The sequence below is a fragment of the Chitinivorax sp. PXF-14 genome (assembly GCF_040812015.1).
Classification (GTDB): Bacteria; Pseudomonadota; Gammaproteobacteria; order Burkholderiales; family SCOH01; genus JBFNXJ01.
Map to the genome: position 1 here is coordinate 285343 of NZ_JBFNXJ010000004.1, position 10658 is coordinate 296000.

A 10658-nucleotide genomic window follows, 5' to 3' on the forward strand; every position below is an offset into this window, starting at 1 on the left:
ATCATCCCTTTCATTTGTCAGTCCAGGTAATTGCCATGTTCCGTATGTTTCGCAGCCCGCTGATCGCCCTGTGCCTGATCGGCTTTGGCCTTTTCCTCATCTATGCCGGCCATAAGAATGCGAGCGAATTCGCCGCCTTGCGCGATCACGGCAAGCCGGCGGAGGCCGAGATCACCAAGCTCGAGTGGAAAGAGAAGAGCAACCACAACGACAGCAGCTATACCGCCCATGTCCAGTTCACGACAGACGCGGGCCGTGAGGTTCATGAAACGATGCACCTCACGACGGAAGCTGGCCGGGCCTTGCGCAATCAGGCGGGGCCATCCGCGCTCGATATCGTTTATCTGCCCGAGTCGCCGACGACGTTCCGCGACACCAGCGCGGCGGACTCCTCGGAAGGCCAGGGCGCGGTGGGCCGCTACATGCTGCTGGCCGGCGTGACCATGCTGGCGCTTCGCTTTTTCATGAAACGATGATGGGCTGTGTGCGCCGCCAGGGCACGTGCTTGCCGGGCGGTGCCAAGCCTGCAAGGTTGGGTGTCTACATTGGCTGAGTGTCCCCCGGAAGGGGCTGCGCGCCGACGGCAAGAGCCCGACGCGCGGGCGGCGGCATCCTGCCGCACATCGTGACTGCCATCGGCGAGCCTTGACGCAGATATCTCCCCAGGTTTTCTGCGCACGATGGCCTAGACTGTCTCTGTAGCCTTGCGGAGAACCGTCATGCCCGCTGTTACTTCCTCCCTGATCCAGGCCATCATGCCCAAATGCCGCGCGCCCGATACCTGGGCCACGGCGCTCGACCAGGCCTGTAGCCAGTTCCAGATCAACACGCCGCAGCGGCTGGCGGCCTTCCTGGCGCAGGTTGCGCATGAATCGGGCGAGCTGAACCGGCTAGAGGAAAGCCTCAACTACAGCGCCCAGCGCCTCACCCAGGTCTGGCCCAAGCGCTTTCCCTCGCTGGCGGCAGCCCAGCCCTATGCCGGTAACCCGCAGCGGCTGGCCAATTTCGTTTACGCCAACCGCATCGGCAATCGCGACGAGGGCTCGGGCGACGGCTACCGCTATCGCGGCCGCGGCCTGATCCAGCTGACCGGGCGCGCCAACTATCAGGCGGTGGGCCAGGCGATCGGACGTGATCTGCTGAACCAGCCGGACGACCTGCTGACACCCGATGGCGCCTCGCAGTCGGCCGCCTATTTCTGGAAATCGCACCTGCTCAACGAGCTTGCCGATATGAATGCGGGCGATGACGAGACGGAGGATTTCAAAACCATCTCGATCAAGATCAACGGCGGCGTGGCCGGCCTGCCGCAGCGGCAGGCCTATTGGCAGACGGCGCGCAAGGCGCTGGGTATCTGATCACTGGGGAGGGCCGCCATGAATTCCATCCTGAGCCGCTGCCTGTCGTGGCTGCTGATCAGCGCGCTGCTGGCCGGCTGTGCCAATCTGGCCGAGTTGCGCCAGTTCAGCGGCGAGACATCGCGCCTGACCAGCTACACCGTGCTGATCGACGAGACCGACCACGCCTTGCGCGCCGCCCAGCCGTTTCTCGAGTTGCCCGAGGCGCGGCAAGCTGCAAGCCAGAGCCTGAATGCACTCGATGCGGCGCGGCCCGACCTGGGCCGACTGCATCTGGTGTGCAGCAGCTATTTTGCGGCGATGGCCCGGCTGAGCGGGGACGACAGTTTCTCGGTGGACCGCAATATTGACCAGGTGGCCGATGCGATCAAGGCGCAGCCTGCCTGGCGGGTCGAGGACGATACGGTGGACAACGCACGCAAGCTCGCCCGCATCCTGGCGGATGTTGCCGGCCAGGCCTACCAGCAGCGCTCGATTGACCGCTATCTGCGCGAGGCCGGGCCGATGGCCGACAGGCTGCTGGCCGCCATGCAGCTCGCGGCCGAGAGCCTCAAGGGCGCCACGCTGCAAAGCCAGCAATCGGTGGAGGCCTGGTTCGAGGGCGCGCAGATCCAGCTGTCCGCGCCATCTACGCCGGCGACGAGCCGGATTCTCGCCAAGGTGCTGCTCGACACGCAGGCGCGCAAGCTCGTCCAGCATCAGGCCCGGCTGGCGCAGTTCGACGCGATGATCAAGGCGCTCGACGAAATCCGCGGCGCCAACCAGCGCCTCATCAGCGCGAATACGCAGCTCTCCGCGCAGGAACTGAACGATACGCTGAAGCGCGTGCGCGGCGACTTGAAGGCCGTGCGCGAGCTGATCAAGACATTCTGAAAGGATTGAGCCATGGCACTCGAAGATGCACAGGCGGTGCGCGCGGTGGCGGATGCCTTGTCGGCGGCGGCCGGCACCTATCACGAGAAGTGGAAGGCCGGCATCGGCGACGGCTCGATCGACCCGGCCGACGCCATGCTGCATGTCGGCAAGGAGCAGGCGCTGCGCCAGAATGCGGCGCAGATGTATGTGCAGGCAGCCGCGCTCGCCGGGCAGGAGGTCGGCGAGACGCAAGCCGGCCTGGAGGGCGCGATTCGCGATGCGGACCAGGCGATCGCCAAAATGAAACAGGCCGCCGCCGCAATCGAACTCATTGGCGATCTGGTGACGCTCGCAGCGGCCATCACCGCCCGGAAACCCCGGCTGGCGCTGGCGGCGGTGAAGGAGCTGCGCGACGACCTGAAACAGGTCAGGCCGGCCTGAGCGCCGCATTGGGCGGCATTGCCAGCCGCGCTACAGCGGTGCCGGGTAGCCGGTGATGCGGCCGATCTCTTCGTACAACGGCTTGAGCCGTTCGTACATGCGCTGGTACACACGCTCGTACAGCTCGCGGTAGATGTGCGCATGCTGCGGGTTGGGCTCGAATTCGGTGCCGACGCGCGTCATCGCGCGGATCGCCGTCTCGAAGTCGCCGTGCAGGCCCAGGCCCACGGCCGCGTCGATGGCGGCGCCTAGCCCCGAGGTCTCGTACAGGTGCGGCCGCGCCGTGGGCAGGTTGAAGATGTCGGCGGTGAGCTGCATCGCGGCATCGGACTGCGAGCCGCCGCCCGACACCCTGAGGCGGGTGATCGGCGTGCCCGAGCGTTTTTCGATCTTCTCCTTGCCTTCCTTCAGTGCGTAGGCCAGGCCTTCTAGGATGGCGCGGTACATGTGGGCGCGCGTGTGCACGTCGCCGAAGCCGATGATGCTGCCCTTGGCCTCGGGCCCCGGCACCTTGATGCCGGGCGACCAGTAGGGCTGCAGCATCAGCCCCATCGAGCCGGGCGGCACGGCGTTGACCAGCTCGTCGAACAGCATCTCTGGCGCCACGCCCTGTTCGGCCGCCGCCATCTGTTCGAGATGGCCGAACTGCTCCTTGAACCAGCTCACCATCCAGAAGCCGCGGAAGATCTGGATCTCGCTGCTGTAATGGCCAGGCACAGCGGCCGGGTAGGGCGGGATGAACGGCGTGGCCTCGACGTACTTGCGGCTGGTGGTATTGATCGTGGCGGTGGTGCCGTAGCTCAGGCAGCCGACGTCGGGTGTCAGGCAGCCGGCGCCGATCACTTCGCAGGCCTTGTCGGCGGCGGCGGCGATCAGCGGCGTGCCGACCGGGATGCCGGTGGCATCCGCCGCCATGCGGCTGATCTCGCCGATCACGGTGCCTGGCGGCACCAGCTCGGGCAGCATGTGGCGTTCGACCGGAATGCCCTGCCATTTCCAGTCCCAGCTCGGCGCCCAGTCGTGCTTCTTGTAGTCGAAGGGGATGTAGCCGACCTGCGAGCCGATCGAATCGACCATGCGGCCGCACAGCTTGTAGTTGAGGTAGCCCGAGAGCAGCAGGTATTTGTCGGTCTTGGCCCAGATATCGGGCTGGTGTTCCTTGATCCAGTTCGGGTAGGCCTGGTGCTGGAAGAAGCGGATGGTGTGCTCGACGCCGGCCAGCTTGAATGCCGTGCGCCACCACCATGGCAGCGGCGGCACTTGGCTAGCCTTGCGCTGGTCGAGCCAGACGATGGCCGGGCGCAGCGGCTCGCCGTGCTTGTCGAGGTTGACCATGGTGCCGCGCTGGGTGGTCACCGCCACGCCCTTGATCGAGCCGCGCGGCGCGTGGGTCTGCGCCCACAGCCGCTGGCAGGCCTGGCACAGCGCCCGCCAGTAATCCTCGGCATGGTGCTCGGCCCAACCCGGCTGGGGCGAGAAATAGGCCTCCAGCATCACCTGCGATTTGGCGACCAGATGGCCGTTTGCGTCGAACAGCAGCGCGCGGATGCTCTGGGTGCCGTTGTCGATGGCCAGGATGTAGTCGTTGCTCATGCTGTTTCCGTTGGGGTGGGCCGGGCTGCGGGGCAAGCCCCGCGCTCTCTCTGGCCTGGCTGCAGGCCGCGCTGCTATTGGCTTGCAGGCTGTTGGGTTGTGGGCTGCCGCCAGTCTGCGATCTGCTCGCGCGGCGGCAGGCTGTAGTGGCTCGCGATCAGCGCGCGGTAGTTGGCCTCTTCGGCAGCCCAGCGTACGTCGTCCCAGCCGAGCCCGGTTTGGCACAGGGCGCGGATGCGCGGCAGATGGGCGGCGCCGCCGTGCGGCAGCAACAGGCCGATGCGCGTGCGGCGCAGCAGCAGGTCGTCGAGATGCTCCACCGACTCATGGCGCGCGGCCCAGCTTAGCTCCAGCCAGCGCGTGTCGGTACCGGGGATGCGCTGCCAGTCGGCCTCCGCCACGTTGGCGGCCACCTGCGCCGCGAGCGGCCCGTAGCGGCCAGACAGGCGCGGTCGGGCATCGAGCGGCACATGCCCGTTGAGGCGTGCCGGCGGCTCGAACAGCGGCGCGGCCTCGTCCATCGCCGGCAGCGTGCGGCCCAGCCGCTTGGCGGCCTGTTCCAGCGCATCCAATGCAATCACGCGGAAGGTGGTCAGCTTGCCGCCGGTTACCGTCAGCAGGCCGTCTTCGAGCCAGCACACATGGTCGCGGCCTTCCTTCGATGGGTCGGCCTGGCCGGTCGAGACCACGGGGCGCACGCCGGCATAGCTCGAGATGATGTCGTCGAGCGTCAGCTGTAGTGCCGGGAACTGGAAATGCAGCGCCGCCATTAAGTAGGCGACTTCGTCCGCGGTGATGTGCGGCTCGCTGTCGAGGTCGCCGTGGTCGAGATCGGTGGTGCCGACCAGCGTGGCGCCCTCCCATGGGTAGAAGAACACCGGGCGGCCATCGGCCGGGTGCATCAGGCTCACCGACTGCGCCACCGGCAGGCGCCAGAACGGGAACAGCAGGTGCGAGCCGCGCAGCGGCCGCAGTTTCTTCGGCTGCTTGATCTGGCCGCGCAGCGTGTCGGCCCAGGCGCCGGTCGCGTTGATCACCACGCCGGCACGGATGGTGTGGCGCTGGCCGCTGATCCTGTCCTCGACCTCGGCGCCGCACACGCCCTGGGCATCGCGCAGCAGGCCGGTGCAGGCCAGATAGTTGATCGCCTCGCCGCCCTTGTTTCTGGCCTCCTGCAGCACGCGTATCACCAGCCGTGCGTCGTCGGTCTTCGCATCGAGATAGCGCAGGCCGCCCTTGAGGCCGGCCTCGGCAATGTGTGGCGCGAGCATGCGCAGCTCGCCGGGGCGGTCATAAGCCCGCGTCTTGACGCCGGCAAAGCGGTCGTAGATCGCCAGGCCCAGCGAAAACAGCCAGCGCCCCGGCTTGCGCCCGGCATAGTCGGCGAACATGAAGCTCTGCGGCTCGACCAGGCCCGGTGCCTCGTCCATCAGCCGCTGGCGCTCGCGCACCGACTCGCGCGTGAGGCCGATCTGGCCTTCCTTGAGGTAGCGCAGCCCGCCGTGCACGAGCTTGGACGAGCGGCTGGAGGTGCCCCAGGCGAAGTCGCGCTGTTCGATCAGCAGCGCGCGCAGCCCGCGCCGTGCCGCTTCGAGCAGGATACCGGCGCCGGTGATGCCGCCGCCGATGATCAGCACGTCCCATTGTGTATCGAGGCGCGCCAGCAGCTGCGCGCGCGAGGTTTGCGAGGGCACGGTCACAGCCCCAGGTTGCCGGAGTTCATCACGCCGTCCGGGTCGAACTGGCGCACCAGCGCACGCAACGCATCCATGCCCAGCGGGCCCTTCTCTGCCGGCAGGTAGGGCGCGTGGTCACGCCCGACGCCGTGCTGGTGGCTGATGGTGCCGCCGATCTCGACCATGGTGCGGCAGATCGCTTCCTTCATCACCTGCCAGCGCTCGATGTTCTCTTCGAAGGTCGGCGCGCGGCGGAACACGAAGGTGCTGTAGACGCTCGACCCCTGCGGGTAGAAGTGCGACAGGTGGGTGTAGGCATGCACGCGCTCGCCGAAGCGGGCGAGGGCCGCGGTGGCGGCCGCCTCGACCTTGCGCATCATCGGCTCGACCTTGGGCCAGTCGCAGGCCGTTTCCACCGTGTCGGCAGCAAAGCCGTGCGCCCACAGCGTGTTGCGCAGATAGACCGAGCGGAAGCGGTTGGCCTTCCATTTCTCGCCGAAGCGGGTGCCGACCGCCACGCCGCCATGGCGGCGGATCACCGTGTGCGCCACCTTGAGCGCGGCGCGGCAGGTGGTGGTGGGGCCGGTGACGCCCATCAGCATCAGGCACTTGCCATCCTTGGGCACGCCGCGCAGGTTCAGATAGCCTTCCATCAGGCCGATCAGCCGCGCATGGCCGGCCAGCGTCAGGCTGGTCAGCGTCTCGACTTCGTTGGACAGGCGCAGCATCGACAGCGGCAGCTTGAGCTGCGTCAGCTCGCGCGTGGCGGCCTCGGCATGCGCCCAGTCGGCGAAGAACACGGCGTGGAACTGCTCCATCTCGGGCATCGGCGTGACGCGCACGATGGCCTCGGTCAGCACGCCCAGGCGGCCTTCTGAGCCCAGCACCATCTCGCGCAGGTCAGGCCCGGCGCTGGACGCGGGAAAGGTGGGAATCGCAAGCGTGCCGGCCGGGGTCTCCAGGCGGCCGCCTGCGAAAAGCTGCTCGATGCGGCCATACCGCAGCGATTGCTGGCCCGACGACCGGGTGACGATCCACCCACCCAGCGTCGAGTATTCGAAAGATTGTGGAAAATGCCCGAGCGTGTAGCCCTGGGCGCGCAATTGCGATTCGACCTCGGGCCCGGCCGCGCCGGCCTCGAAGGTGGCAAGCTGGGAACGCTTGTCGAGATGCAGCAGCCGTGTCATGCGCGCCATCGACAGCGAGATCACCGGCGCATCGCCGGCCGGTGGCGTCAGGTGGCCGACCACGCTGGTGCCGCCGCCCCAGGGGATAACGACCGCGCCATGCTGGCGGGCATAGTCCAGCACCTCGCGCACCTCGTCGCTCGATTGTGGCGCGGCGACGGCATCGACCACGCGCTCGATCTTGCCGAAGCGCAGGCGCAGCCAATCCGGCAGGCTCTGGCCGTAGCTCACGGCGAGGCGGGCCTCGCGCGCGGTGTTCAGCAGCCGGTGCGGCGGCAGGGCGGCGGGCGGGATCGCCGCGCACACCTGCTGCAAGCTCGCATCGACCGGCGGCTGGGTCTCACCCACCCGCTCGCGCAAGAAAGCCAGCGCCGCGTCGTTCAGCGGCATATCGATTCCGTCGTCTCCCCAACCGTTCCAGCGTCGCACAGCTTGTTCCTTCACGAAAACTCGTTTACAAAGTAGGCCGAATCATAACGAAAACAAATTCGCCCACCTTGGGCGATCATGACATTCGCCTTGTCCGATCATGCCACTGACTGATGCTACCGTGCGCGACCCGCGCGTCGTCGGCGCCTATCTGCAGACCCTGCTCGATACCGCAGAGGCCGGCGGCGCCACGCTGGACGAGCTGGCCGCCGCCGCCGGCCTGCCGCTCGCCACCATTTCACCGACGCCCGAGATGCTCGCGGTGCCCGATTATCTGCGCCTGCTCAATGCCGGCGAAACGCTGCTGCACGATCCGTATTTCGGCCTGCACGTGGGCGAGTGCATGAAGCTCGCCACCTATGCCGTGTACGGCATGATCGTGCTGTCCTGCCGCACCTTCGGCGAGGCGGTGGCGCAGGTGATGCGCTACGAAGTGCTCGCGCACGACCTGGGCCGCTCCGATATCCGCTTCGATGGCGACGAGGCCGAATATGTCTGGCGCAGTCCCTGGCTGCGCGAAACGCCATGCCGTCACCTGGCCGAGAGCATCACCGCCGGCATCAAGATCTTCGTCGACTGGATGGCCGGGCGCCCCGTGCCGGTGATCGAGATCGGCTTCGCCCACCCGGCACCGGCCGATGCCTCCGAATACGAGCGTATCTTCCAGTGCCCGGTAAAGTTCGGCACCACTGAAAACTACGCGCGTTTCAAGGCCGAGATTCTCGGCTGGTCCGTCGCCAATGCCGAGCCCAGCCTGTTCCCGGTGCTCGTGCAGCATGCCGAGCAACTGCTGCAGGCGCGCGAGCAGGCCAACCAGCTGCCGCTGATCGTGGTCGAGGTGAAAGAGGCGATCATCCGCAACCTGGGCCAGGACCGCGCCCGCCTCAACTGGATCGCAGACGAGCTCGGCATCACCGTACGCACGCTGCAGCGCAAGCTCAAGGACGCCAGCACCAGTTTTCAGCTCGTGCTCGACACCACGCGCCGCGAGCTGGCCGAGCACTACCTCGGCACCACCACGCTGACGCTGACCGACATCGCCTTTCTGCTCGGCTATCAGGAGCAAAGTTCGTTCAACCATGCCTTCAAGGAATGGACGGGCACCAACCCCGGCGCCTGGCGCCTGCAACGCAACGCCGCCTGAGCCCCGGTTCACCATCCGCCGCGCGGCCCACATCGCCGCCCGATCGTGAACCGCGCCCGCAGCGGCCCAATCAAGGAGATCATATTGAGTATCTGGACCATCACCCCCACGCTGGAAGGCATCAATGCCACCGGTGCCGGCACCGCAGTCGAAACCATGGGCATCCGCTTCATCGAGATCGGCGACGACTACCTGAAGGCCGAAATGCCCGTCGACCAGCGTACCATCCAGCCTGCCGGCATCCTGCACGGCGGCGCCTCGGTGGTACTGGCGGAAACGCTGGGCAGCACCGCCGCCTACCTGACGGTAGACCAGAGCACGAGCCAGCCGGTCGGCCTCGACATCAACGCCAACCACATTCGCGCCGTGCCCAACGGCGGCAAGGTCATCGGCACCTGCCGGCCGATCCACCTTGGCCGCACCACCCAGGTATGGGAAATCCAGCTGCACGACGAGCAAGGGCGGCTGACCTGCATCTCGCGCCTGACCATGGCGATCAAGACGCGCTGAAGCGCGTTGGCCGGCATGGCGACGGACAGGCCGGGCGCGTGAGGTATCAGCCCGTTGCGCCAGACACTGCGCGCGCCGCCATTCCGCTGACCCGGATTGATGCGCGGGACCATGATGTTGCGGGAGGAAGAAATCCGGCTATTAGAAGCGCGTATTGCACAACAGAGGCAGGCGCTGACTGAAGTTGCCCAGACAAAGCCCGGCTTGTACCTTGCTGCTGTCGGTTCCCTGTATTGGCTTGTTGACTGCCACGGCCATGGTGGCCACTACCAGAGCCACTGCTGGGGAGGTTATCCCAGAACTGGAAATGAGAAAAACTGGGATGGGATCTGACGTTTGAATTCACCGGCCTACACGGCTTTTTGCGCAGGTTCGGTGGAATGATGGGTTGGGGCCATCACGGCTGATAAATGGACCATGATTTCCGTTTCAGAAAGTAGTCATCGTCGTTATTGAAGATGGCAAAGAACTCGGACAGGTGGGGAATGGTGTCAAGTTGTGTGCCGTATGCGGCGTCGCCAAGTTCTCCAAGCAACAGGCCAACAAAGCGAACCAGCTGCAAAACGTACATGCGGACATAGGGTTTTGCAAATTCGGTTACTTCTGTTTGAAGCGATGCGTCGAAGACCGTTTCCAATTCCTCTCCTGTCTCGGCGGTGTGACGAACCATAGTGAACGGCTGTATGAGTTCAGCAATCGCCCGTCCATTGCGCCGATGGCGTTCTTGCTGCTTCGCTCCATAGTGCTTCTGGAGCACCGGCGTAACGACCCTTTGAAACCATGCCTTGGTCGGGTTGTCCCGTTGCGCGACGCGGGGATTGCCAGTAATGAAGTCGAGGTTGTAGTAACGGGTGATGTTGTTAGCGAAGTCGGTAAGGGCGCTGACGATGCCAGTGTGAATTCCGGTGCGAGGTAGGCGCGCACGGGCGCCAAGGTTTCGCCGTTTGGCTATGGCGTCTGCTTGGTCGAGGAGCTGCGCCAAGTTGTGACCATAGCCACGAACTACCTCATTTGAAGGAAAGGCTCCTGCGTTTGTTAGCGCGTGATCGACGACGAATGCGAGCTTCGCGGCGCGCTCAAAGCCGGTGCTGAGTGAGAAAAATGCCTGGTCATAGTGGGCGTGGTGAGCGTAATTTGCCTTGCCCAGGATTGTGGCGCCGGCTCCGAGATGTTCGGCGGCGAGCGCTGCTTCACGAGCTATGGCGTTCCATGTGGGATTCATGTTACTACGAAGCCTCCTTGATGGGGCCAACGCAAAGGTGAGGGGCGCGCCCCGGGGTTTAACAAGAACTCGTACGCTTACCGTGCTTCACCGCTTATTCTCAGGGCCTCCTGCACGATCTCGGCTTTGAGGCGTTCAACCCCTCGAATGATCATTTTCTACGCCCTCAATGTTTTTTGGGTGTTGCTTATCCAAGCCATGCAGAGGCTTCAAGATAAGCCCTTGATTGAGAGTTCGTGAAGC

At 65.6% G+C, this 10658-nt stretch carries 10 protein-coding genes; 6 read left to right on the top strand and 4 right to left on the bottom strand.

What is annotated here, in order from left to right; all coding sequences use genetic code 11:
• Positions 1–35 precede the first annotated feature (35 nt).
• The 4 genes from ABWL39_RS07705 (at position 36) to ABWL39_RS07720 (ending at position 2654) form a co-directional block, all read left to right on the top strand.
• On the top strand, positions 36–476 hold the full coding sequence (locus ABWL39_RS07705) for a DUF3592 domain-containing protein (RefSeq protein ID WP_367788705.1): 441 nt from the start codon (positions 36–38) through the stop codon (positions 474–476).
• Positions 477–719: 243 nt separating this feature from the next.
• Positions 720–1358 carry a glycoside hydrolase family 19 protein gene (locus ABWL39_RS07710; protein WP_367788707.1) on the top strand — a complete coding sequence of 213 codons (639 nt, stop codon included), beginning with the start codon at positions 720–722 and terminating at the stop codon, positions 1356–1358.
• 18 nt (positions 1359–1376) lie between these two features.
• On the top strand, positions 1377–2231 hold the full coding sequence (locus ABWL39_RS07715; protein ID WP_367788709.1) for a hypothetical protein: 855 nt from the start codon (positions 1377–1379) through the stop codon (positions 2229–2231).
• A gap of 12 nt (positions 2232–2243) precedes the next feature.
• A complete protein-coding gene (locus ABWL39_RS07720) occupies positions 2244–2654 on the top strand; it encodes a hypothetical protein (protein ID WP_367788711.1) in 411 nt (136 codons plus the stop codon).
• A 30-nt stretch (positions 2655–2684) separates the two neighbouring features.
• Here the strand turns inward: ABWL39_RS07720 and ABWL39_RS07725 are convergent, their stop codons facing one another.
• The 3 genes from ABWL39_RS07725 to ABWL39_RS07735 form a co-directional block, all read right to left on the bottom strand.
• The gene (locus tag ABWL39_RS07725; RefSeq protein ID WP_367788713.1) at positions 2685–4247 is read right to left on the bottom strand and encodes an FGGY-family carbohydrate kinase; all 1563 of its coding nucleotides are present in this window, start codon (positions 4245–4247) and stop codon (positions 2685–2687) included.
• A gap of 74 nt (positions 4248–4321) precedes the next feature.
• Complete coding sequence (locus ABWL39_RS07730) at positions 4322–5941, bottom strand: glycerol-3-phosphate dehydrogenase/oxidase (protein WP_367788714.1); 1620 nt, start codon at positions 5939–5941, stop codon at positions 4322–4324.
• A gap of 2 nt (positions 5942–5943) precedes the next feature.
• On the bottom strand, positions 5944–7539 hold the full coding sequence (locus tag ABWL39_RS07735) for an FAD-binding oxidoreductase (protein WP_367788740.1): 1596 nt from the start codon (positions 7537–7539) through the stop codon (positions 5944–5946).
• 100 nt (positions 7540–7639) lie between these two features.
• Between ABWL39_RS07735 and ABWL39_RS07740 the strand changes: the two genes are divergently transcribed.
• Both ABWL39_RS07740 and ABWL39_RS07745 read left to right on the top strand, forming a co-directional pair.
• Positions 7640–8683 carry an AraC family transcriptional regulator gene (locus ABWL39_RS07740; protein ID WP_367788716.1) on the top strand — a complete coding sequence of 348 codons (1044 nt, stop codon included), beginning with the start codon at positions 7640–7642 and terminating at the stop codon, positions 8681–8683.
• A gap of 84 nt (positions 8684–8767) precedes the next feature.
• Positions 8768–9193 carry a hotdog fold thioesterase gene (locus ABWL39_RS07745; RefSeq protein WP_367788718.1) on the top strand — a complete coding sequence of 142 codons (426 nt, stop codon included), beginning with the start codon at positions 8768–8770 and terminating at the stop codon, positions 9191–9193.
• A gap of 397 nt (positions 9194–9590) precedes the next feature.
• Here the strand turns inward: ABWL39_RS07745 and ABWL39_RS07750 are convergent, their stop codons facing one another.
• Entirely contained in the window at positions 9591–10415 is an 825-nt protein-coding gene (locus ABWL39_RS07750) for a hypothetical protein (RefSeq protein ID WP_367788720.1), read from the bottom strand.
• Between the last annotated feature and the right edge of the window lie 243 nt (positions 10416–10658).